The organism is Nocardiopsis dassonvillei subsp. dassonvillei DSM 43111 (assembly GCF_000092985.1).
GTDB classification, from domain to species: Bacteria; Actinomycetota; Actinomycetes; order Streptosporangiales; family Streptosporangiaceae; genus Nocardiopsis; species Nocardiopsis dassonvillei.
This window is the reverse complement of sequence record NC_014210.1, coordinates 2,042,357-2,063,344: the sequence shown is the minus strand read 5'-3', so window position 1 is coordinate 2,063,344 and position 20,988 is coordinate 2,042,357. Positions and strand designations below refer to the sequence as shown.

Below are 20,988 nucleotides of genomic sequence, written 5' to 3'. Positions count from 1 at the left end.
CCCCGAACAGGGGGAACTCCCTCGGCCGCCGGACGGGGTCCGCCGGTGGCGGTCCGGGCGGAGGCGTTCGACGCCGCGGGCCGCTCCGGGGGGATCCGCCGGGCGGCGGACGCGGACGCGCGCCGCCGGCGGCGCGGCCCGCCTCGGTCCCGGACCCGCCGGGCCCCGGGAGGCCGCCCTCCGGGAAAGGACGGCGAAGCACCGGAAGGGGGCACTGCCGTGACGGGCACTGACAGAACCTCCCAAACGCGTCGTCGGGGTGTTTGACTGCCGGAGGCGGCCGACGCGGCATGCGCGGCCGGCCGTCCCCGTCGACCCGTGCCCGAAGGGCTGACCGCGCCCTCGTACGGGGTTCGACGCGCGTCCAACACGAACTCTTCTGAGGAGATCCATGTCCCTCGTTCACGCCTACACGGCCTCGTCGGCGACCGCGCCCCTGGCGCCGGGCACGATCGAGCGCAGGGAGGTCGGCCCGAAGGACGTCCTGATCGACATCGCCTGGGCGGGGATCTGCCACTCCGACATCCACACCGTCCGCGGGGACTGGGGCGAGGTCCCCTACCCGTTGACCGTGGGGCACGAGATCGCCGGTGTGGTCGCCGAGGTCGGCTCCGAGGTCACCCGCCACAAGGTCGGCGACCGGGTGGGAGTGGGCTGCATGGTCGACTCCTGCCGGGAGTGCGCGAACTGCCTGGCCGGTGTGGAGCAGTACTGCCTGCGCGGGTTCACCGACACCTACAACGGCACCGACCGGGACGGGACCGTGACCCAGGGCGGGTACTCCCAGCGCATCGTCGTGGACGAGCACTTCGCGCTGCGCGTCCCCGAGGCCATCCCCTTCGAGAAGGCCGCACCGCTGCTGTGCGCGGGGATCACCACCTACTCGCCGCTGCGCAACTGGAACGCCGGGCCGGGCAGGAAGGTCGCCGTGGTCGGGCTGGGCGGCCTCGGGCACATGGCGGTCAAGCTCGCCCACGCCATGGGGGCGGAGGTGACGGTGCTCTCGCAGAGCATGAAGAAGCGCGAGGACGGGCTGCGGTTCGGCGCCGACCACTACCACGCCACCAGCGACCCGGACACCTTCGAGCGGCTGGCCAACACCTTCGACCTGATCGTCAACACGGTCAGCGCGCCCATCGACCTGGACGCCTACCTGAACCTGCTGGCCCTGGACGGCGCGATCGTGAGCGTGGGCGCGCCGCCGGAGCCGGTGGCGGTGACGCTGTTCACGCTGTTCGAGAACCGCCGCTCGTTCGCCGGTTCCAAGATCGGCGGTATCGCCCAGACCCAGGAGATGCTGGACTTCTGCGCCGAGCACGGCATCGCCCCCGAGGTCGAGATCGTCCGCGCCGACCAGATCAACGAGGCATGGGAGCGGGTGCTCGCCTCGGACGTGCGGTACCGGTTCGTCATCGACGCCTCGACCCTGGGCGGTGCCTGACCGCCCCGAGGGCCCGAGCACGGGGGGTACGTACGGCGGGCCGCGTCGATCTCCTGGCTCCGCCCGCGACGCGACAGCGCCGACCCCCGGGCGCAGGCGTCGCGGTGGGCGTCCCCACCGGGCGGGGACCTCGCCGCGCCGACCAGCCGGGCCGGGTCCGGCGCCGGCGACCGGTCCGGGCCCGTGCCGTGCCCTGCCGGGGAACGGGGAACGCCGTCCCGCCCCGCGGCCCGGGCGGGACGGCGTCCCCCGAGACCTCCGAGGCTCAGCGCCTCAGGAGGCGGCGGACTCGCCCGCGCCGCGCAGGTGGGACATGCTCCCGTACAGCTCCTGGAGCCGCCGCACCTCGTCGGCGTCGACGAAGCGGGCGATGCCGCGGCCGTAGTCCTTCGCGGTCTCGATGACGAACCGGACCGCGCTCTCCACGCTGCGCAGGTCCGTGGCGCCGGTGGCCGACCCGGCCACGGCCTCCTCGGTCACGATGGCCACGCCCACGACCGGGGCGCTGGTGGCCGTGGACGGCTGCAGGATCGAGTTCACGTGGTAGACGCCGTTGCCGTACGGGGTGATGTCCTGCATGGTCAGCGGCATGACGACCGGGGCGCGGCCGGTGGTGCGGGAGACGATGTCGAGCAGGCTCTCCGGGACCCGCACGATCCACCCGTCGACGACGGCCGGGGTGATGGCGATGCCGTGGTGGTTGCAGATCCGGTTGCCCTTGGTGGTGTCCACGGACAGGATCGCGTCCATCGCGGGCAGGACCTCGTGCCGGTTGCTGACGTCCTGGTCCACGACCGAGCCCATGAACGGGACCGGGTCGTGGGGCTGGGTCGGGGCGTCGGGGTCGATGTGGGTGGCCAGCACGACGTCGCCGGGCAGGGTGTCGCCCCGGCGGCGCATGTCCAGGAGCTTGGCCGCCGCGGAGACTGCGGTGAGGGCGCCGTCGCCGTCGCTGACGAAGCCGATCTGCTCCGGGCGCGCGCCCAGGCCGCCGAGGCGGCCGAGGATGCCCAGGGTGGGCGCGGAGCCGCCGGAGGCGGCGCCGTCGGTGCCGGCGATCGTCACCCGGACGAAGTCGGTGGACCCGCCCTCGCCCGCGACGGTCTCCACGAGCACCTCGCCGTCGGCCGCGCCGTGGCGGCGCAGGTACTCGGCCACGGACGCCCCGTCGGCGGTCGGGGTGTCGAGCAGGTCGTGGGTCTCGATGACGTGGCTCCAGGACATGGGTTCCCTCTCTCAGGTGGTGGACCGCCCGGTCCGGCCGGGCGCCGCGGTCGGCGCCCCGGCCGGGGCGGTCGTTCGGGTGGTCGCCGCGCGGCCTGTGCGCGCGGGCGACACGGCTTGTCGCGTTGGCGCGTTGCCGTGTTGTCGCGGTTTCGGGCTCAGCCCCGGGCCGGGCCCTCCGCCGCGCCTTCGGCCGCACGCACGGCGGCGCGCGCCCCGGCGCGGACGGCGTCCACGACGGGGACGCCGACCCGGTCGGTGAGGCGGGCGGCCAGGCCGATGGTGGTCATGCCGGTGCAGGCGAACATCAGGGTGTCCGCGCCCATGGCGACCAGGCGTTCGGCGGCCCGGACCGAGGCGGCCAGGCCCGCGTCGGTGCGCAGGTCGTGGGTCCGGCGCACGCCCTCGGGCACGAGCGCGGCGACGAGGGCGGGTCCGAGCACGGAGGTGACCGAGTCCGGGGTGCGGGTGGTCAGGTCCAGGACGCCGACCTTCGAGCCCAGTTCCAGGGCCCGGCGGGCCGCGGCCTCCCCCGCGCCGACGACGGGAACGCCGACCGCGGCGCGGGCGAGGGCCAGGCCCGGGTCGGCGGCGCAGCTGACGAGCAGCGCGTCCACGCCGTCCTCGCGTTCCATGCGCGCGGCCAGGTCGGCGACCTTGGCCGAGGCGAGCGCGAAGGTGGCGTCGTCGTGCACGCCGTCGGGCTGGTCGGGCAGGCACCGCGAGACGGTGTCCACGCCGAGCTCCTCGCGGATGACGCGGCCGTGCGCGTCGAGCTGCTCCCGGTCGTCGGTGGTGACCACCCGGATGACGCCGATCCTCATGCCGCCGCCCCCGTCCGCGCGCCGAGCGAGTCCAGGACCTCCGAGGCCAGGCGCACGCACACCGACCGGGCCAGGACCACCGGCAGGCCCGAGGCCGCGGCCGCGCGGGCGCGCATCTCCTCGGTGTAGCCGACGCAGTCCAGGGCCAGGAGGTCGGCTCCGGCGTCGGCCAGACGCCGTGCGGCGGCGGCGAGGCCGTCGGGGGTGCCGGTGTAGGGGGAGCACACGTCGGTGAGCACCCGGGCCCCGGCGGGCAGGCGGCGGCCGAACTTGGCCTCGGTGTCGCGCCTCTGCTCGGGCAGGGGGCACACGACGCCCAGGCGCCCGGTGTCGCCGAGCAGGGCCGCGGCCCCGAAGGCGATCATCCGGTCGGGCACGAAGAGCGGCTTGGTGTGCTCCAGCTCCGGGAAGGCGCCGGTGCAGGCGAGCAGCACCGCGTCCACCTCGCGTTCCAGGTCGGCGAGCAGTCCCGGCAGGCGCTCCATGACCAGGGACTCGCCCAGGACGACGGAGGTGCCGTCGGCGAGGCGGGTGGTGAGGGCGTGGTCGTCGGGGGCGACCGGCCGCGCCTCGATCTGGTCGCGGGTGAGGCCGTCCAGGACGCCCCGCTCGACCACGGTGGCCTCGGGCACCAGGGCGGTGATCTCCGGGGTCAGGTCCGTGCGCGGCGCCTGGCCGATGGTGACGACTCCGAGTCGTGTCATGGTTCCTCCCGGGTTCAGCGGCTGAAGACGGTGCCGACGGAGTGGACGGAGTCCCCGGCGATGAGCCCGGCGCCGACCAGGGCGATCTCCTGCTCGCCCTTCTCGCCGCGGCGGCGCTCCCACACCAGGCGGATCGCCAGCCCGGCCAGGACGAGCCATCCGGCGTTGGGCGTGGCCACGAGCAGGCCGGTGGCGAGCAGGACGCCCATCTGGCGCCGGGGGCCGCCCAGGAGCTGCACGATCGCGCCGGGCACGGCCCACAGGGCGAGCTGGAGCAGGACGGAGGGGTCGCTCAGCCCGGCCTTGATGGTGTCGGCGTAGACGATCGAGGTGGGCGGCACGGCGCCGTCCTCGAACAGGCCCTGCCAGAGCAGCGCGACCATGCCGATGGCGACGGCGAACCCGATCATGGAGGAGATGAGCTGCTGGCGGCGTCCGTCGAGCTCGAAGGCGGTGTAGGGGCGGCGGTCGCGGCGCAGCACCCACCCGGCCTTGAAGTCGTAGCCCATGTCCGCGAAGGCGGGGCCGGTGGCCGCGCAGTAGCCCACGAGCAGGGCCAGCGGCACCCCGGGGATGCCCAGCGCCAGGCCGAGGATGAGGAAGATGAGGGTGACCGCGAAGGCGGGGAACCAGCCCGCGTGCATGGCGGCCAGGCCGACGATGAGTTCGTGGACCAGGGCGGCCACGGCGGCGAACAGGACGAATCCGAGGATGCCCAGCCAGCTCATGTCCGCCCAGATCCCGCCGGTGACCGCGAGCACGAGGGCACCGAGGGCGAACAGCACGTAGCCCGAGCCCAGGGCCCGGCCCAGGGTGGCGCGGTCCACGGTGTAGGCCAGGGACGGGTCGTCCTGGGCGGCGCGGTCGCGGGCGGCCTCGCGCTCCCTCTCCCTGCGGCTCTGGCGGCCGGCGAGGATGACCACGATCTGCGCCAGCGCGACCACGCCCGCGCCGATCATGACGCCGTGCGGCACGTAGATCGAGTTGAGGTCGATCCCGATGACCGCCGGGGAGTACTGGGCGACGAGCAGGCCCACGGCGAACATGAGCAGGGCCCAGACGTTGCCGATCATGGCGATGCCCGCCGCCGACATCGGCATGCCCAGGAAGGAGGCGCCGAGCCCGACCGCGCCGCCGCCCACCAGGATGGCCGCCTGGCGTCCGCCCCGGTCACCGGCCTTGATGGTCTCGGCCGCCGCCGCCCCGGGCGGCCAGGCCGCGTCGGCGGGCAGGAACCGGGAGCCGAACGCCTTGTAGAGCACGAACACGTCGATGAGCAGGCCCAGGGACGCGCCCAGCAGCATCGGCCACACCAGGTCGGGGCGGCCGAAGAGGAACGGGATGGCGATCGGGGTGAGCAGGGAGTTCGCCGAGGCGAAGGTCGCGCCGGAGATCGAGGACTGGATGAGGTTCTGCCGGTTGGTGTTGCGCATCGAGCGCAGCCCCAGGAACCCGATCCGGCCGATGAGCATGGCCACGACCGCGCCGATGACGCTGGTGTTGGGCGAGACCCCGAGCGTCGTGATCATGTGGATGCCGATCACCGCCCCGAGGAGGCTCACCAGGACGGTGACGATGACGACGACGGGTTCGAACGCGCGCGGGTGGCGGGCGCTTCCCGGGGTCTGCGGTTCGGTGGACGAACCAGGTGCCGACGGTTCCATGTGTGTCCTTCAGGGATGGCTCACGTCCGTCGAGGACGGAGTGTCGCTGGTCAAAGGCCTGCGGTGCGCGGCTGCCGCGTCCTGGCCCGTCACGCCCAGGCTGCCTCCCGTTCACCCGCCGGGGCAAAGGTTTCCCACTATGTGGGAGTTAAGATCACATTTCGATCCCCGAAGCCGGGGGTGCCGGTCCCTCCGCGGGACGTAGGGTGGGCTTCCATGTCCACCGGTTCCACGGAACGCACCGGCCCGCTCCAGACGGTCGACCGGGCGCTCGACGTCCTCCTCAGCTTCGACGAGTACCGCACGAGCTGGGGCGTCCTCGAACTCGCCGACGAGTTCGGCCTGTCGAAGTCGACCGCCCAGCGCCTCCTGGCCTCCCTGGCGGGCAAGGGGTTCCTGCGCGCCGACCCCGACACGCGCCGCTACAGCATGGGCCCCGCCATGTGGCGCATGGCCGGGCTGTGGGAGCGCTCGGGCGGCCTCTCCGTCCTGGCCGAACCCCTGCTCGCCGATCTGGCCCGCTCCAGCGGCCGCACCTGCCTGTTCTGCGTCCCCGACGGCGCGCACGTGCGCTGCATCGCCGCGGTCGGCGGCTCGGAGGGCCCGCGCCGCTCCCACCCCTTCCTCGACGAGCTCTACCCCGCCCACGCCGGGGCCACCTCCCGGGCCTACTTCGCCTTCCTGGACCCGGCGGAGCGCAGGGCCCTGCTGGCGGGGCGCCCCTCCGCCCGCTTCTCCGACCTCACGCCCTTCGACGAACAGCAGGTCGAGGAGCTCTTCGACGAGGCCGTCGAGCAGGGCTACGCGCTCTCCCAGGGCGAGTACGACGCCGCGTCCCGCGCGCTGGCCGTCCCCGTGTTCGGCGGCAAGCGCCCGGTCGGCTCCGTGACGCTGGTGGAGAACAAGCACTCCGACCACGACGACGACCTGCTCGACCACCTGGCGCCGCTGCGCGCCGCGGCCGACGGTCTCACCGGGCTGCTGTCCAACCGCCGCCCGGCACCGCCCACGCGCAACTGGAGGCGGGGGCACGGCTCCCGCCCCTCCCCGCGCCCGACCGCTCCCTGAAGGGGGACCATGCCCGAGCTGCTGCTCTTCTCCAACTCGACCAACCACGGCCGGGGCTACCTCGACCACGCGTGGGAGGAGGTGGAGGCCTTCCTCGACGGCCGCGACGCGGTCGCGTTCGTGCCGTTCGCGGGGGGCGACCACGGCGCCTACACCGCGCGGGTGGCCGAGGCCTTCGCGGCGCGCGGAATCCGCGTGACGGGGGTCCCGGCGGACGCCGGGGCCGCGCGGGTCCTGGACGAGGCGCAGGCCGTCTTCGTGGGCGGGGGCAACACGTTCCGCCTCGTGGCCGCCCTCCAGCGCACCGGGCTCCTGGACGACCTGCGCGACCGCGTCCTGGCCGGGCTGCCCTACATGGGGGCGAGCGCGGGCACCAACATCACCGCCCCCACGCTGCGCACCACCAACGACATGCCCATCGTGGAGCCGCCGTCCTTCACCGCGCTGGGGTTCGTCCCGTTCCAGATCAACCCGCACTACCTGGACGCCGACCCCCGGTCCACGCACCAGGGCGAGACCCGTGAGACCCGGCTGACGGAGTTCCTGGAGGCCAACGACGTGGACGTCCTCGGCCTGCGCGAGGGGACGCACCTGCGCGTGCGGGGCGCGGGGTCGGACGTGGTCCGCGCGACCGTGGGCGGCGCCGCGGTGCAGCCGGACGCGCCGGGCCCGGCGATCGTCTTCCGCCGCGGCACGGCCCCCTTCGAGGTGTCGGGCGAGGTGACCGACCTGTTCGCGCGCACGCCCCGCTTCGACCAGCCGGTCTAGGGTCCGCGGCGCGGGGCCCCGGGAAGGGGCGCGGGGCCCCGCGCCGTGTCCGGCGGGCCGGGACGGGGAGACGGCGATGCCGTCCCCTGCGCCCCGCCCCCGGCCCCTCGCCGCCCCTCGCCGCCCCGCGCGGCCCACACCGCCCTTCAGCGCGCCGTTGGTGACCGCGCCGCAGACCGCCGTCCCGCGTGCGGCCCCAGCGGCCCGGGACCGCCCCTCGCCGCCTCGGTCCTGGTCTCCACCGTCCCGTGCGCACCCCTCGCCCTTCCAGGCCCGGCCCCTCGCCGCCCCGCACGCGGTCGTCCGGCCAGAAGTCCCCTCGGCCCGGGTCCGGCCCCGCCCCGCGCATGACCGGTCCGGTCAGGAAGCACCACCGCCCCACCGAGCACGGGAGTCACCCGCCTTCACGTCGACCGGTCGACCCTGGGCAAAAAGTGCTACACGAACGTGTAGTTCGCTACACGAACATGTAGTCTAGTCGCATGAGCTCCGCACCACCGCCCAACGAGGACCTCACCGGACGGGCGCGCATCCGCGACGCCGCCCTGGCGGTCTTCGCCGACCACGGGATCAAGGGCGCGACAGTCCAGACCATCGCCGCCGAGGCGGGGGTGTCCACCGGCCTGATCCGCCACCACTTCGGCTCCAAGGAGGGCCTGCGCGCGGCCTGCGACGCGTACGCCATCGGCACCCTGCTCGAACAGGCCCGCAGCGGTCTGGGCGAGGAGGCGTCCGCCCCCGGGTTCGGGGCGGCGATGTACCAGGCCAGCCACACCAGCACCCGTTACCTCGCCCGCGCACTGGTGGAGGGGTCCGCCTCGGCCTCGGAGTTCTTCGACACCGGCGCCGACTTCGCCGAGCGCTTCCTCAGCGAGCGCTGGCCCGACCGCTATCCGCCGGGAGCGCGGGTCACACGGGACACCGCCGCGGTCATGGGCGCCATGCACCTGGGCACGCTGGTCCTGCACGCCCACCTGTCCCGCCGCATGGCGGCCGACTCGCTCGATCCCGCCCACGCTCCGCGCGTCGGAGCGGCCATGGCCGGGGTCTACACCGCGATGGCCGACTTCTTCGCCGGCGAGCAGGGGCGGCGGATCACCGACGCCCTCCCCCACCCCGACCCCGACCCCCCGGGAGAAGAACCATGACGGACGCGATCCAGGTCGCGGGCCTGACCAAACACTTCGGGTCCACCAGGGCCCTGGACGGACTGGACCTGCGCGTACGAAGCGGGGAGGTGCACGGTTTCCTCGGTCCCAACGGCGCGGGCAAGACGACGGCGATCCGCGTCCTGCTCGGCCTGGCCCGGGCCGACTCCGGTACCGCGCGCCTGCTCGGCGGCGACCCCTGGCGGGACGCCGCCGCCCTGCACCGCCGACTGGCCTACGTCCCGGGCGACGTCGCCCTGTGGCCGGGGCTCTCCGGCGGGGAGATCCTGGACCTGCTCGGCCGCGTGCGCGGCGGGGCCGACCCGCGGCGCCGCGCCGCGCTCGTGGACCGCTTCGCGCTGGACCTGCGCACCCGGGGCCGCGCCTACTCCAAGGGCAACCGGCAGAAGGTGGCGCTGGTGGCCGCGCTGGCCGCCGACACCGAACTCCTGGTCCTGGACGAGCCCACGTCGGGCCTGGACCCGCTCATGGAGGAGGCCTTCCGCCACACCGTCGCCGAGGAGAAAGCCCGGGGACGCACCGTTCTGCTCTCCAGCCACATCCTGTCCGAGGTGGAGGCGCTCTGCGACCGGGTCAGCATCATCCGGGCCGGACGCACGGTGGAGAGCGGGACCATGGCCGAGCTGCGCCACCTGTCCCGGCTGTCCGTGACCGCCGAACTCACCGGGTCCCCCGGCGGGCTCGCCGCCCTGCCCGGTGTGCACGACCTGGCGGTGGAGGGCACACGCGTACGCCTGCACGCCGAGCCGTCGGCCCTGGAACCGCTGTGCGCGCGCCTGGCCGGGCTGGGGGTGCGCGACCTGACCGTGCGGCCGCCCACTCTGGAGGAGCTGTTCCTGCGTCACTACACCGCGGCAGACCGCGGCGGTGAACACCCGGAGCGGGTCCGATGAGCGCGCCCATCGCCGCACGGTCCGCCCGCACGGCCTTCCGCCCGCTACCGGCCGGAACGCGGCACCTGGTGCGGCTGTCCCTGCGCCGCGACCGAGTCCTGGTCACCGTGTGGCTGGCCGTCACGGTCGGCATCGCGTTGGGGGGCGCGGTCTCGGCCGACGCCACCTACCCCACCCCCGAAGCGCGCCAGGAGCGGTGGGAGCAGCTCCAGAGCGTGCCCATGTTCGCCCTCTTCCAGAGCCGGGCCTTCGCCGCGAGCGCCGAGGCCCTGGTGGCCCAACAGGCGTTCGCCGCCGCCACCATGTGCGCCGCCCTGGGCGCGGTGCTGCTGGTGGTGCGCGGCACCCGTACCGAGGAGGCCTCGGGCCGGAGCGAACTGCTCGGGGGAGCGCCGCTGGGCCGACACGCGGGCCTGGCGGGCGCGCTGACCGTAGCGCTGGGCTCGGCGGCCGTACTGGCGGCCGTCATCGCGGCGGGCCTGCTCGCCCTGGGGCTGCCCGTGGCGGGTTCGGTGGCGCTGGCCCTGGTCACCGCCGCCGCGGCGGGGGTGGGCGCGGGCCTGGCCGCCGTCTCGGTGCAGTGCACCGCCCGCCCGGGGGCCGCGGCGGGGCTGGCCCTGGGCGCGTTCTACGTCATGCACATGGTGCGCGGCACGGGCGCCGCGGCGGGCGGGGGCGCCCTGTGGCTGACGTGGGCGGTGCCCAACGGGTGGCTGGAGAACGTGCGCCCCTTCGCCGACGAGCGGTGGTGGGCCCTGCTCCCGGTCCTGGCCTGGATCGCGCTGACCGTCGGGGCCGCTTTCGCCCTGGCGGAACGGCGCGACCTGGGCTTCGCCCTGTTCTCCCGGCGGGGCGGTCCCGTGCGGGCTGCCCGGTGGCTGCGGTCGGTGCCCGCCCTGGTGTGGCGGCTGCACCGCGGCTCCGTGCTGGTGTGGGCGGCCGCCCTCGCGGTCATGGGACTGGCGATGGGCCGCACCGGTGCGCAGGCCATGGCCGAGTACGCCGACATGCCGTGGGTGCGCGCGATGGCCGCCGAACTCGGTGTGGAGCCCGCCGACACCTTCTTCGTCTACGTCGTCTTCGCCTTCGTGTTCCCCGTGGCGGCCCACGCCGTGCTCACGGCCCTGTGCGTGCGCGCCGAGGAGAACGCGGGAACGGGGGAGCTGCTGCTCGCGGGGCCGACCGGACGGACGGCCTGGGCTCTGGCGCACGCCGCGACGGCCTTCACCGCCCCCGTGGTCCTGCTGGCCGCCCTGGGCGTCGCGGTGGGCCTGGGCGCGGGTCTGGGCGGTGAGCGGGTCTGGTTCGACGTCGGGCGCTTCACCGCGCTGACGTTGTCCCTGGCCCCGGCGGTGTGGGTGGTCGTGGCCGTCACCCTCCTGGCCTACGGGACGGTTCCGCGCGCGTGCGCGGCGGTGGGCTGGGGGTTCCTGGCCCTCGGGATACTGACCGAGATCGCCGTCAAGGTGAACCTGGTGCCGGACGCGGTGTTCACGCTGGTCTCGCCCTTCGCCCACGTCAACCCGTACTACCGGAGGACCTGGGCCTCCTACCCGCTGCTGGCGGCACTGGCCGCGGTGCTCACGGCCGTCGGGCTGTGGGCGCTGCGCCGCCGCGACCTGCCCGCCTGAACGCCACGGGTGACCGCTCGTCCGCCTCCGGGGCTTCCCTGCGCCACGGGAGGTCCCGGTGGCCCCGGTCCGCGGCCTCACCGCGGGGCCGGGGACGCCTCCCCCGCGCGTCGGCCTACGCGCCCTCGATCCGCCGCACGGTGCGCCGCAGCAGGAGCGCCAGCGCGGCGGCCGAGACCAGGACCCCGCCCGCCAGGCACAGCCAGGGCCCCAGCGGTCCGGCGTCGTAACCGGGCAGGGCCAGGGCGGGCCAGGACGGCGGGAGCGGCAGCAGCAGGAGGTTCCAGGGCGCGGGTAGGACCCAGGCCGCCACGGGGGTCAGGGCCAGGAGCGCGCCGATCCCCTTGACCACGACCAGGGCCTCCACCTTGTTGGCGGACAGCGCGGTCATCGACGCCGTCAGCAGCGGCGCCTGGAGAGCAGCGAGCACGAGGGCGACCGCGACCGGCGCGGTCCACCCTGAGATCATGAGCCCGCTCAGGGGCAGGGCCGCGGCGAGCCCGGCCAGGGACAGGACGGTGACCAGGACCGTCCGGTAGCCGAGGTAGGCGGGCACGGACACCGGCGAGGCGCGCAGCACCAGCAGGACGTTCTCGTCGGAGTCCTCGACGGCGCGCAGGCCGCCGACCACCCCGAACATCATGGGCACGTGCAGCAGGACCAGCGCCGCCAGGACCACGGGGGTGTGCGGCGCGAGGTCGAACCCGTAGGAGCCGAGGACGAACTCCGAGGCCGCCGGGAAGGCGAAGCGGATGACCAGCGCCAGCAGGACCGGGGCGCCGAGCATGAGCGGCAGCAGGGGGTCGCGCCCGGTGCCGAAGAGGTCGACGCGGGCGAAGCGCACGATCACCGGGAGGCCGCCGCGCCCGCTGACCGGCCGGGCGGGCCCGGGGCGCGGGTGGACAGGCCCGGTGACCGGCCGGGCGGGCCCGCCCGCGCCCCTGCCGTTCGCGTGCCTCCGGGGAGCGGGAGCCGCTCCGCGCCCGACCGCGCGGGAGGCGGCGACCACCCCGGTCGCCGCCCACGCCACGGCGTAGACGGTGCCCGCGACCAGGGCCGCTGGGGCCGCGTCGGGGGAGCCGGGCGCGGCCCCCAGGCGGATGAGGTCGGCGCCCGCGGTGGTCGGCACCGCGTACAGGAGCGGGTGCTCCAGGATTCCGCTGACGTGTACGAGGGGGACCAGGACCAGCGGCGCGACGGTGAGCGGGGCCGCCAGGAGGAAGCCCGACAGGTCCCGGGAGCGGGCGCCCACCGCCAGGCACACAGTGAGCAGCAGCAGACAGGTGAGCGCCACCCCGCCCAGGACCGGCGGCAGGGCCTGCGCGAGGTCGGCGAACCGGCCTCGCAGCGCCGCCGCGAGCATCGGCACGGCGATGAGCAGCGTCAGCGCGGTGAGCACCGCGAGCCGGGCCGCCACCCCCTCCCCCGCGCGCAGCGGGGTCACCGTCAGCGCCGAACGCGTTCCCTCGGTGCGTTCGAAGAGCAGCAGGGCCGCGGCGAAGAGCGCGCCGAAGCCCGCCGTGTCGAGGAAGAGCAGGTAGGACGCCACCGTCCCGGCCGCCTCGGCGGGGACCGCGAGCAGGACCAGGGTCCACACGGCGCCGAGGGCGGCGGCCACGGGTACGACGCCGTAGCGCAGCCCGACCCGCGACTCCAGTGCGGTAGCCGCGAGCAGGCGGTTCACAGCCTCTCCCGGGTGACCGTCGCGAAGACCTCGTCCAGCGAGGCCTCACGGGTGTGCAGCGTCTCCACCTCGCCCCGCCTCAGCAGCTCCAGGAGTTCGGCGTCCCCGGTCAGGGCCTCCATCGGCATCTCCCGGGGGGCCTGCCCCCGGACCCGGACCACGAGTCCGGGACGGCCGTGGCGGAGCTTGAAGCCGCGCGGTGTGTCCACGGCGACGATCCGTCCCCCGGCCACGAAGGCGACCCGGTCGCACAGCAGGTCGGCGGTGGCCATGTCGTGCGTGGTGAGGAAGACCGTGCACCCCCGGTCCGCCGCCTCCCGGACGACCTCCCGCAGCAGGGCGGAGCGCACCGGGTCCTGGCCCGAGGTGGGCTCGTCCAGGAAGAGGAGTTCGGGTCTGTTGACCAGCGCCCGGGCCAGGTTGAGCCGCATGCGCATGCCCTTGGACAGGTCGTCGACCCTGCGGTCGGCCGCGTCCGCCAGGTCCACCCGGGCCAGGAGTTCGCCGGGGTCCTCGACGGGTCCGCGGTAGAGGGAGGCGAAGGCGGCGAGGTTCTCGCGGGCGGTGAGCTTGCCGAACCCGGCCGGGAGCTCGAAGCCCACACCCACGCGCTCGAAGTAGTCCGCGCCCCGGTCGCGCAGGGGACGGCCGAGGACGCGCACCTCGCCCTCGTAACGGCGCAGCAGCCGGGTGAGCACCCTCTGGGTGGTGGACTTCCCGGCACCGCTGGGGCCGAGGAAGCCGAAGACCTCGCCGCGGGCCACGGAGAAGCTCATCCCCGCGACCGCGGGCCGGTCGGCGTTCGGGTAGCGGACCAGGAGGTCCTCGACGGTGATGACCTGGTCGGTCATGGGGGGTCCTCAGGATCGGTGGTGGGAGGGTGGGGCGGCGCGCAGGGCGAGGAAGACCCGGTCGACGAGCGCGGGCAGTTCGTCCTGCCCGTCCGAGTCGACCCAGGCGACGACGGCCTCGGACAGCGCCGCCGAACAGGCGGCGGCGACGGCCCTGGTCTCCAGGTCGGGGGGTTCGGTCCCGGGCGGAGCCAGGACGGGTGCGGGGTCCTCGGTTCCGGGCGGAGCCAGGCCGGGGGTTTCGCTTCCAGACGGATCCGGAGCGGGGGCGTCGCTTCCACGCGGATCCGGAGCGGGGACCTCGCTTGCAGGCGAATCCGGACCAGAGGCTCCACTTCCAGGCGGATTCGGGTCGAAGGCCCCACCCCGGGCGGGGGCCAGACCGCGCTCGAAGGCGGTGCTCGCCGAGGCCAGGTTCTCGCCGATACGCGAGCGCAGGGCCGGGATGGACAGTAGGAGGCGGGCCCGGGCCAGCAGCGCCTCCCGGTTGTCCTCGTAGACCCGGCCGAGTCCGACCAGGGTGGCCCGATGGATCCGCTCGACGGCCGGGAGCGTGTCGGGCTGCTCGCGGACCAGCTCCTCCAGCATCGGGTCGTACTCGTCCCGCAGGACCACGTCCTCCTTGGAGGGGAAGCAGCGGAAGAACGTCATGTGCGAGACGCCCGCCTCACGGGCGATCTGGGCGACCGTGGTCGCCTCGTAGCCCTGCCGCTCGAACAGGCGCAGGGCGGCCTCCTGGATGGCGGCCCTGTTGCGCTGCCTGCGGCGCGTGCGCTGGTCCATGTCCGCCCCTCCCCCGACCGGTTCCGACACAAGAAGTGTTACTTGCTAACACAAGTTCGTCAATCCCTTCCGCTGGAGCCCGGAGCCCGTGGAGGCACCGGAGCGGCTCAGCGGGAAGAATGCGCGCATGGGCACATCCAGAACACTCGTGGCGTCCGAGGACATGCACTCCCACCTCGTCGGCCAGTTGAACCTGGCCCTGCGGCGGCCCGGGATGTACGGAGGCGAGACCACCCTGCGCATGCTGGTGGACCACCTGCTGTTCATGGAGCGTGAACCGCGGGCGGGGGCCGAGCACCAGCGGCTTCTGGAGGAACGCGGGGCCTGGTCCCCCACCGGGGTCACCGGAGCCTTCCGGCGGCTTGTCCCGGGCGGCGACTACGAGCACGGCATGGCCTCCGTCCACGCCGAGTTCGCGCACCGGCGCGGCTGGCTGGAACCCGACCGCGTCCTGGACGCCCGGGCCTACGACGCGCTCAGGGGCCGCGTCCGCCGCTGGGCGGAGACCGACCGCCTGTGGACGGGGGTGGTCGCCGAGTTCGGTCCCCCGTCGGTGCTCTTCGGCGGAGGCGGCCCCTTCTCCGGCAAGACGCTGGGCTACCTCACCGAGGACCGGCGTCAGCCCGTGGTGTTCTTCCACCTCTGGAACGGCACCGAACCCGGCGCCGAGCCCTCCTGGCCTCCCGCGCGCCCCGAGCCGGTCCTGCTCGCCGTGCGCTTCGGCGGCGGCCCGTTCCGCGCGGCCTTCACCTTCACCCCCGAGGGGCGGCGGCTCCGCCCCTCGCCCGACGAACACGGCTGTTGACGGCGCCCGGGGGAACCTGGACGCGGCACCCCTGAACACCCGCGCCACGCGGCAGCCGCCAAGGTCGCGACGCCGAGCGCTCCGGGGCCGACCCGGGCACCCCCGCTCCACGCGAGCACGGCGACGCGCACGCGCGATGACCCGGTGGGCTCCGGTCCGGAGCGCCGGACCGGAGCCCACCGCGACCGGTACGACACGGTGACCGCACCGGGTGCCACAGCTGCCGCACGGGGCACGGCGGCACCGGCGTGCGGCTCATCCGGCGGACAGGCGCGGGTCCCCGGACCAGCTCTCGCACCGCACGGTCCCCGAAGCGAAGACGGCCTCCAGTGAGCGCCGCCCGCCGTGCCACCTCTCAGGAATCGACGGTGACCCGGACCCCGTCCGGCTGGAAGGCGACGTACCCGGCGATCTCCGCGACCGCCGGGTAGGGCTCCTCGTACGCCCACACCGCGTCGACCAGCTCCTCACCCTCCCCGACCGCGAGCGTGCGGTAGGTCGCGGTGCCCTTGTAGGGGCAGTGTGTGGTGGTCGCGCTCGGCCGCAGCACCGCGGGGTCCACGTCGGCGAGCGGAACGTAGTGGACCGGCGGGTAGACGGACTCCCGCAGGGTCAGCGCGTCCTCGGTGTCGGCGACGACCCGGTCCCCGACCCGTGCGACGACGCGCGCAGCCGTGGGTTCGACGGTGATCGGGTGGTCGGGTCCGGGTGTCCTGCCCTGTCCTGTCATGGTGATCCTCCCTCTCCCCGCCGAGGCTACTCCGCTCCCGAGGGGGCCCGCGGGTCGGCGACACGCCCCTGCCCCGGGGAACCCGGACACCGCGAAGGCGTCCGTCCCCGGGCCGGGCGATCGTCCGTCCCCGGGGTCAGGCGACCGTCTCGGCCAGCACGGCGGCGAAGGCCGTCAGCCGCGACCCCCGTGCCGCGGTCCGCCAGACCAGCGCCAGCTCCGACGCGGCCAGGCCGGTGACCGGCACGTAGGTCACGTCCGGCCGGCGGTTGTACTCGGCGGCGGCTCCGCACACCAGCAGGGCGCCCCGGCCCGCCGCGACCAGCGACAACCCCTCCTGGAGCGTGACCGCCCCTCCCTCCTGGGGGATGCGCGCCCCGCCCGGGGTCACCCGGGGCGAGTTGACCTGCCGCCAGTACGCGGGCGCCCGTCCGGCCAGCGGGACCAGCCGCACACGGGCCAGCTCCTCCGCGCCGATCTCCTCCCGCCCGGCGAACGGGTGGGAGCTGGACAGGGCCAGGGTCTGCGGCTGCCGGGAGAAGGTCAGGCCCAGGGTCAGGTCGGGTTCCCGCACGGGGGTCAGGACCACGGCCGCGTCCACCCCGCCCTCCCGCACGGCGCCGAAGGGGTCGGCCAGCGGGATCTCCACCAGGTCGACCGCGACCGGGGGGTTGCGCCGCTCGAACACGGTGAGCGCCCGCGCCAGCGGCTCGTAGACGGCCCCCTGGAATCCGATCCGCACCCGTTCGACCGTGGAGCGCGCCCGGGAGCGGGCGTCCTCGAACACGCTGACCAGCGCACCGTAGGACGGGCGCAGGGACTCCAGGAAGTCCGCGCCGAACTCGCTCAGCCGGACGCGGCGGCTGGTGCGCTCCACCAGGCGCGCGCCGACCCGGCCCTCCAGCGAGCGGATCAGCTGGCTGACCCGGCTCTGGGAGACGCGGAGGCGTTCGCCGGTACGGCCGAAGTGGAGTTCCTCGGCCAGCACCAGGAAGCACTCGATCTCGTGGAAGTCGATCTCACGCGCCACGACCGCACCCTTCCGGCGTCGGGCCCGGACGGTCCGGTCCCGGGGGCCGGGATCGATGAGCCCGGCTGATCGAAGTATGAGGGATTCGCCGTTGTTCGGCGACCGGGAGGGCACTTGACTCGGGGCATGTCCACGACCTCGTCTCCCCAGGCCTCTCCACCCGTGCCCTCCCCCGTCCGGGGATGGTCCGCCGTCGTCGCGGTGGCCCTCGGCACCTTCACCGTCGTCACCACCGAAATGCTGCCCGTCGGGCTGCTGACCCCCATGGGCGCCTCCCTGGAGGTCACGGAGGGCACCGCCGGGCTGACCCTGACCGTCACCGGCCTGGTGGCGGCGGCCACCGCGCCCTTCGTCCCGGCCCTCATCGGCCGCGCCGACCGCAAGGGCGTCCTCGTGGCTCTCATGCTCCTGCTCGCCGCCGCCAACCTGCTGTCGGCGTGGGCGCCGAACTTCGCGGTCATGGTCACGGCACGCGTGCTCGTCGGCCTGGGCATGGGCGGTGTCTGGGCGCTGGCGGCGGGGCTCGCGCCCCGGCTGGTGCCCGAGCGGTCGGTGGGGTCGGCGACCGCCGCCGTCTTCAGCGGGATCGCCGTCGCCTCGGTGTTCGGCGTGCCGGTGGGCGCCTACATCGGGGCCCTGACCGACTGGCGCGCCGCCTTCGCGGCCTTCGCGGTGCTGGCCCTGTCCGTCGCGGTCGCCATGGTCGTGCTGCTGCCGCGCCTGCCCTCCGAGCGGGCGGCCCGCCTGAGCGGCGTGACCGGCCTGCTGCGCAACCCCAGGGTGGTCACCGGCCTGCTCCTCGCGGTGCTCCTGGTGACCGGCCACTTCGCCGCCTACACCTACGTCCGCCCCGTCCTGGAGACGACGGCGGGGGTCAGCGCGGGTCTGATCGGCACGATGCTGCTGGTCTACGGCCTGGCCGGTGTCGTCGGCAACTTCGCCTCCGGCCCGCGCGCCGTCCGGGCCCCGCGCGCCACCCTCGTGGTGCTCAGCGCTGCCCTGGGCGGATCGGTGTTCCTCCTCCCCTGGATCGGCGTCACGGTCCTGGGGGCGGGGGTGCTCATGGTCGTGTGGGGTCTGGCCTACGGCGGGGTGTCCGTCAGCGCCCAGACCTGGATGATGCGCGCGGCCCCCGAGGAGCGCGAGGCCGTCTCGTCGCTGTTCGTCGGCGTGTTCAACGGCAGCATCGCGCTGGGCGCGCTGGTGGGCGGCCCGGTCCTGGACGGCGCGGGCGGCACCGCGCTCCTGTGGCTGGCCGCCGCGCTGGCCCTGGGCGCGCTCACCACGGCCCTCCTGGGCCGCGCGCCCGCCCGGACGGCCTGAGCCCCTCCTTCCGGGGCGCGCCCCGCACCACAGAGGAGGGGGGCTCTGCGGACGGCCCGCCTCAGGTCCGGGGCGCGCGCGGAAGGACGTCCTCCAGCAGGGCCTCGAACTCGTCGGCGTCGGGTTTGTGGTCGCTCAGCAGGGTGTGCAGGAGGATGCCGTCGATGACCGCCGCCACGTTCCGCACCCGTACGGGGTCGTCGGTGTAGCACCGCGCGAAGGCCGAGACCGCGGCCAGCCAGCGGTCCGTGGCCTCACGCAGGTGGGGCTGGCGGGCGGCCAGCAGGAACAGCTCGTACTCGGCCAGCAGTCGGCCAGGGTCGGAGGCGACCTTGGACAGCAGCTCGGCCAGGTCGCGTCGGCGGTCGCCCCCCGAGGACATGCGGCGCATCCGCTCGGAGTCCTCGTCCATCACACCGGTCAGGGCCGCGGTCAGCAGGTCTCCCAGGCCGGTGAAGTAGTAGGTGGTGGCGGAGGTGGGCACCCCCGCCTCCTGGGAGACCGTGCGGTGGCTGACCCCGGCGACCCCGTCGCGTTCGATGACGCGCAGGGTGGCCTCGATCAGGGCCTGGCGGCGCTGCTCGCCCTTCAGGCGGCGTCCGTCCGACTGCTTCAACGCTTCTCCTCCGGTTCGGGTCGGGTGGCGCCGCGGGGCGGAGGTCGGCGCGGGCCCCCGGGAGCGCTCACCCGGCGGTACCGGCCGCCTCCTCCGCGGCCTGTTCCTCCTGCGCCCGCTCGGCCCTCGCCTGGGCCCGGGCCAGGAGGGGGGCGAACACCAGGGTCAGGACCAGGGCGAGGGCGCCGGCCGCGACCGCGACGAGGAAGCCGCCCGTGGTGCCGCTCTCCTCCACCGCCAGCCCCGAGGAGAAGGTGCCGATCGCGGTACCGATGGTCAGGCCGGTCAGGGCCCAGGTCATGCCCTCCGTCAGCTTGGACGGCGGTACGGTCCGCTCGATCAGCGTCATCACCAGGATCATCGTGGGGGCGAAGAAGATCCCCGCGAAGAACACGGCCACGGACAGGGTCCAGATGCTACCGACCGCCAGGAAGGGGAGGGTGGTCGCGAACGTCCCGGCCACGGCCACGATCAGCATCATGTGGAGCCGCCAGGGCAGGTCGAGCACCCCGAAGGTCAGCCCGGAGATCGCCGACCCGAGCGCGTAGGCCGACAGCACGACGCCGGTGGCGCTGGTCACGCCGAGCGACTCGGCGAAGGCCACCGCGACCACGTCCACCGAGCCGACGATGACGCCTCCCGCGAGCAGGGTCAGCACCAGGACCAGGAGGGCGCCGCTGAGCGCGCCCGCGCCCTTGGTCCCGGACGCCTCGGGAGCCTGGAGCGGCGGCTCCGTACCGCGCTGGGCCACGAACAGGGTGACGCCCAGGGCCAGGAAGGCGGCCGCGGCCAGCGGACCGGCCTGGGCGAAGGCCATGGTGCTCAGCACCACCGACAGCGCCGGGCCGGTGATGAAGGTGAGTTCGTCGGCCACGGACTCGAAGGAGTAGGCGGTGTGCAGCCGGGGCGAGCCGCGCAGCAGCTCGGTCCAGCGCGCGCGGGACATCGCGGACATGTTCGGCATGGTCCCGGCGGGGACCGCGAACGCGAAGAGCGTCCAGTACGGCGCGTCGAACCGCACGCACAGCAGCATCAGGAGCAGGGACGCGACGCTGACGGCGGCCGCGGGGGGCAGGACGCGGCGCTGTCCGTGGCGGTCGGCCAGACGCGAGACCTGCGGGGTGATCAGCGCCATGGACAGGGTGAAGGCGGCGGCCACCGCGCCCGCCAGGGCGTAGCTGCCGTGGGTGGTGGAGAGCATCGTGATGATGCCGATGTTGGTCATGGCCACGGGCATGCGCCCGATGAGCCCGGCGACGGTGAAGCCCTTGGCTCCACGCACCGCGAAGATCTGCGCGTACGGATTGGGCATGGCGTGGGGGTCCTTCCGCGTGTGGGGGGTTCGTGACGGGAACGCCCCAACCCAAAAAACTGGGACGCCCGTCCCAATTTCTACCCGGCGCCGCCCGCGCGCAAGCCAAAGTGACGCACGCCACCTGATCTTCCGCCGCGACGCGGCGGCCCCCGCGCCGGGCGCGGTCCCGGGCGGCGGCCGGTCCGTCCGGGCCGCAAGGGGGACGGGGCCCCAGGGGGGACGGGGGCCGCAGGGGGGACGGGGGCCGCAGGGGTCTGACCCGCTCCGGGAACCGCCCGCCCGGAGGGCACCGACGAAAGTCGGTCGGCGCACCGACCAAAGCGACGCCGCTCTCCTGGGCGTGCCGCCTTAGGAGACGACACGGTGGGTTCTCCAGAGGGATGCCTCCCCCCGGGTCACGCACCTAGCGTGGTGTTCGTCCCCGCGGGGGCGCCCGGCCGGCCCGCACCGACGGACCGCCGGGAG

The 20,988-nt window shown here is 74.8% G+C and carries 19 protein-coding genes; 8 read left to right on the top strand and 11 right to left on the bottom strand.

Features of this window, described 5'->3' with window-relative positions; all coding sequences use genetic code 11:
- Positions 1-391 precede the first annotated feature (391 nt).
- Complete coding sequence (locus tag NDAS_RS08385) at positions 392-1,441, top strand: NAD(P)-dependent alcohol dehydrogenase (protein ID WP_013152725.1); 1,050 nt, start codon at positions 392-394, stop codon at positions 1,439-1,441.
- A 273-nt stretch (positions 1,442-1,714) separates the two neighbouring features.
- Here NDAS_RS08385 and NDAS_RS08380 read toward each other — a convergent pair whose 3' ends face one another.
- From NDAS_RS08380 to NDAS_RS08365, 4 genes are all read right to left on the bottom strand, one after another.
- Complete coding sequence (locus NDAS_RS08380; protein WP_013152724.1) at positions 1,715-2,665, bottom strand: DUF1177 domain-containing protein; 951 nt, start codon at positions 2,663-2,665, stop codon at positions 1,715-1,717.
- 158 nt (positions 2,666-2,823) lie between these two features.
- Positions 2,824-3,489 (bottom strand): aspartate/glutamate racemase family protein, encoded by a 666-nt coding sequence (locus tag NDAS_RS08375; protein WP_013152723.1) that lies wholly within the window; start codon positions 3,487-3,489, stop codon positions 2,824-2,826.
- Positions 3,486-4,193, bottom strand: coding sequence for an AroM family protein (locus NDAS_RS08370; RefSeq protein WP_013152722.1), 708 nt, complete (start codon positions 4,191-4,193; stop codon positions 3,486-3,488). Before NDAS_RS08370 ends, NDAS_RS08375 begins: the two co-directional genes overlap by 4 nt.
- Positions 4,194-4,207: 14 nt before the next feature.
- Positions 4,208-5,857 (bottom strand): OPT/YSL family transporter, encoded by a 1,650-nt coding sequence (locus tag NDAS_RS08365; RefSeq protein ID WP_013152721.1) that lies wholly within the window; start codon positions 5,855-5,857, stop codon positions 4,208-4,210.
- A gap of 216 nt (positions 5,858-6,073) precedes the next feature.
- On the opposite strand from NDAS_RS08365, the gene NDAS_RS08360 reads away from it, so the two are divergent.
- From NDAS_RS08360 to NDAS_RS08340, 5 genes are all read left to right on the top strand, one after another.
- Positions 6,074-6,925 carry an IclR family transcriptional regulator gene (locus NDAS_RS08360; protein WP_013152720.1) on the top strand — a complete coding sequence of 284 codons (852 nt, stop codon included), beginning with the start codon at positions 6,074-6,076 and terminating at the stop codon, positions 6,923-6,925.
- Positions 6,926-6,934: 9 nt separating this feature from the next.
- Complete coding sequence (gene pepE, locus NDAS_RS08355; protein ID WP_013152719.1) at positions 6,935-7,693, top strand: dipeptidase PepE; 759 nt, start codon at positions 6,935-6,937, stop codon at positions 7,691-7,693.
- 482 nt (positions 7,694-8,175) lie between these two features.
- Entirely contained in the window at positions 8,176-8,841 is a 666-nt protein-coding gene (locus tag NDAS_RS08350) for a TetR/AcrR family transcriptional regulator (protein WP_013152718.1), read from the top strand.
- Entirely contained in the window at positions 8,838-9,755 is a 918-nt protein-coding gene (locus tag NDAS_RS08345) for an ABC transporter ATP-binding protein (RefSeq protein WP_013152717.1), read from the top strand. Before NDAS_RS08350 ends, NDAS_RS08345 begins: the two co-directional genes overlap by 4 nt.
- Positions 9,752-11,386, top strand: a complete 1,635-nt coding sequence (locus tag NDAS_RS08340; protein ID WP_013152716.1) for an antibiotic ABC transporter — start codon at positions 9,752-9,754, stop codon at positions 11,384-11,386. The genes NDAS_RS08345 and NDAS_RS08340 overlap by 4 nt, the downstream gene beginning before the upstream one ends.
- 115 nt (positions 11,387-11,501) lie before the next feature.
- Here NDAS_RS08340 and NDAS_RS08335 read toward each other — a convergent pair whose 3' ends face one another.
- Genes NDAS_RS08335 through NDAS_RS27625 form a run of 3 tightly spaced genes read right to left on the bottom strand, consistent with a single transcriptional unit; the run spans position 11,502 to position 14,704 of the window.
- The gene (locus NDAS_RS08335; RefSeq protein ID WP_013152715.1) at positions 11,502-13,070 is read right to left on the bottom strand and encodes a fluoroquinolone export ABC transporter permease subunit; all 1,569 of its coding nucleotides are present in this window, start codon (positions 13,068-13,070) and stop codon (positions 11,502-11,504) included.
- Complete coding sequence (locus NDAS_RS08330) at positions 13,067-13,921, bottom strand: ABC transporter ATP-binding protein (RefSeq protein ID WP_013152714.1); 855 nt, start codon at positions 13,919-13,921, stop codon at positions 13,067-13,069. Before NDAS_RS08330 ends, NDAS_RS08335 begins: the two co-directional genes overlap by 4 nt.
- Positions 13,922-13,930: 9 nt before the next feature.
- The gene (locus NDAS_RS27625; protein ID WP_013152713.1) at positions 13,931-14,704 is read right to left on the bottom strand and encodes a TetR/AcrR family transcriptional regulator; all 774 of its coding nucleotides are present in this window, start codon (positions 14,702-14,704) and stop codon (positions 13,931-13,933) included.
- 127 nt (positions 14,705-14,831) lie between these two features.
- Between NDAS_RS27625 and NDAS_RS08320 the strand changes: the two genes are divergently transcribed.
- Positions 14,832-15,509, top strand: a complete 678-nt coding sequence (locus NDAS_RS08320; protein ID WP_041552574.1) for a hypothetical protein — start codon at positions 14,832-14,834, stop codon at positions 15,507-15,509.
- Between the two features lie 355 nt (positions 15,510-15,864).
- Here NDAS_RS08320 and NDAS_RS08315 read toward each other — a convergent pair whose 3' ends face one another.
- Together NDAS_RS08315 and NDAS_RS08310 are read right to left on the bottom strand one after the other, a co-directional pair.
- Positions 15,865-16,239 (bottom strand): DUF427 domain-containing protein, encoded by a 375-nt coding sequence (locus NDAS_RS08315; RefSeq protein ID WP_013152711.1) that lies wholly within the window; start codon positions 16,237-16,239, stop codon positions 15,865-15,867.
- A gap of 136 nt (positions 16,240-16,375) precedes the next feature.
- Positions 16,376-17,269 (bottom strand): LysR family transcriptional regulator, encoded by an 894-nt coding sequence (locus NDAS_RS08310; protein ID WP_013152710.1) that lies wholly within the window; start codon positions 17,267-17,269, stop codon positions 16,376-16,378.
- 126 nt (positions 17,270-17,395) lie between these two features.
- Between NDAS_RS08310 and NDAS_RS08305 the strand changes: the two genes are divergently transcribed.
- Positions 17,396-18,592, top strand: a complete 1,197-nt coding sequence (locus NDAS_RS08305) for an MFS transporter (RefSeq protein ID WP_210746520.1) — start codon at positions 17,396-17,398, stop codon at positions 18,590-18,592.
- A 61-nt stretch (positions 18,593-18,653) separates the two neighbouring features.
- Here the strand turns inward: NDAS_RS08305 and NDAS_RS08300 are convergent, their stop codons facing one another.
- Together NDAS_RS08300 and NDAS_RS08295 are read right to left on the bottom strand one after the other, a co-directional pair.
- Complete coding sequence (locus NDAS_RS08300) at positions 18,654-19,154, bottom strand: TetR/AcrR family transcriptional regulator (protein ID WP_081461778.1); 501 nt, start codon at positions 19,152-19,154, stop codon at positions 18,654-18,656.
- 121 nt (positions 19,155-19,275) lie between these two features.
- Positions 19,276-20,520: an MFS transporter gene (locus NDAS_RS08295; protein WP_013152707.1), complete on the bottom strand. Its 1,245-nt coding sequence runs from the start codon at positions 20,518-20,520 to the stop codon at positions 19,276-19,278.
- Positions 20,521-20,988 lie beyond the last annotated feature (468 nt).

Excerpts from the sequence above, each read along its gene's own strand:
- NDAS_RS08385 (WP_013152725.1), top strand. The coding sequence starts at position 392 with ATGTCCCTCGTTCACGCCTACACGGCCTCGTCGGCGACCGCGCCCCTG.
- NDAS_RS08380 (WP_013152724.1), bottom strand. The coding sequence starts at position 2,665 with ATGTCCTGGAGCCACGTCATCGAGACCCACGACCTGCTCGACACCCCG.
- NDAS_RS08375 (WP_013152723.1), bottom strand. The coding sequence starts at position 3,489 with ATGAGGATCGGCGTCATCCGGGTGGTCACCACCGACGACCGGGAGCAG.
- NDAS_RS08370 (WP_013152722.1), bottom strand. The coding sequence starts at position 4,193 with ATGACACGACTCGGAGTCGTCACCATCGGCCAGGCGCCGCGCACGGAC.
- NDAS_RS08365 (WP_013152721.1), bottom strand. The coding sequence starts at position 5,857 with ATGGAACCGTCGGCACCTGGTTCGTCCACCGAACCGCAGACCCCGGGA.
- NDAS_RS08360 (WP_013152720.1), top strand. The coding sequence starts at position 6,074 with ATGTCCACCGGTTCCACGGAACGCACCGGCCCGCTCCAGACGGTCGAC.
- pepE (WP_013152719.1), top strand. The coding sequence starts at position 6,935 with ATGCCCGAGCTGCTGCTCTTCTCCAACTCGACCAACCACGGCCGGGGC.
- NDAS_RS08350 (WP_013152718.1), top strand. The coding sequence starts at position 8,176 with ATGAGCTCCGCACCACCGCCCAACGAGGACCTCACCGGACGGGCGCGC.
- NDAS_RS08345 (WP_013152717.1), top strand. The coding sequence starts at position 8,838 with ATGACGGACGCGATCCAGGTCGCGGGCCTGACCAAACACTTCGGGTCC.
- NDAS_RS08340 (WP_013152716.1), top strand. The coding sequence starts at position 9,752 with ATGAGCGCGCCCATCGCCGCACGGTCCGCCCGCACGGCCTTCCGCCCG.
- NDAS_RS08330 (WP_013152714.1), bottom strand. The coding sequence starts at position 13,921 with ATGACCGACCAGGTCATCACCGTCGAGGACCTCCTGGTCCGCTACCCG.
- NDAS_RS27625 (WP_013152713.1), bottom strand. The coding sequence starts at position 14,704 with ATGGACCAGCGCACGCGCCGCAGGCAGCGCAACAGGGCCGCCATCCAG.
- NDAS_RS08320 (WP_041552574.1), top strand. The coding sequence starts at position 14,832 with ATGGGCACATCCAGAACACTCGTGGCGTCCGAGGACATGCACTCCCAC.
- NDAS_RS08315 (WP_013152711.1), bottom strand. The coding sequence starts at position 16,239 with ATGACAGGACAGGGCAGGACACCCGGACCCGACCACCCGATCACCGTC.
- NDAS_RS08305 (WP_210746520.1), top strand. The coding sequence starts at position 17,396 with ATGTCCACGACCTCGTCTCCCCAGGCCTCTCCACCCGTGCCCTCCCCC.
- NDAS_RS08295 (WP_013152707.1), bottom strand. The coding sequence starts at position 20,520 with ATGCCCAATCCGTACGCGCAGATCTTCGCGGTGCGTGGAGCCAAGGGC.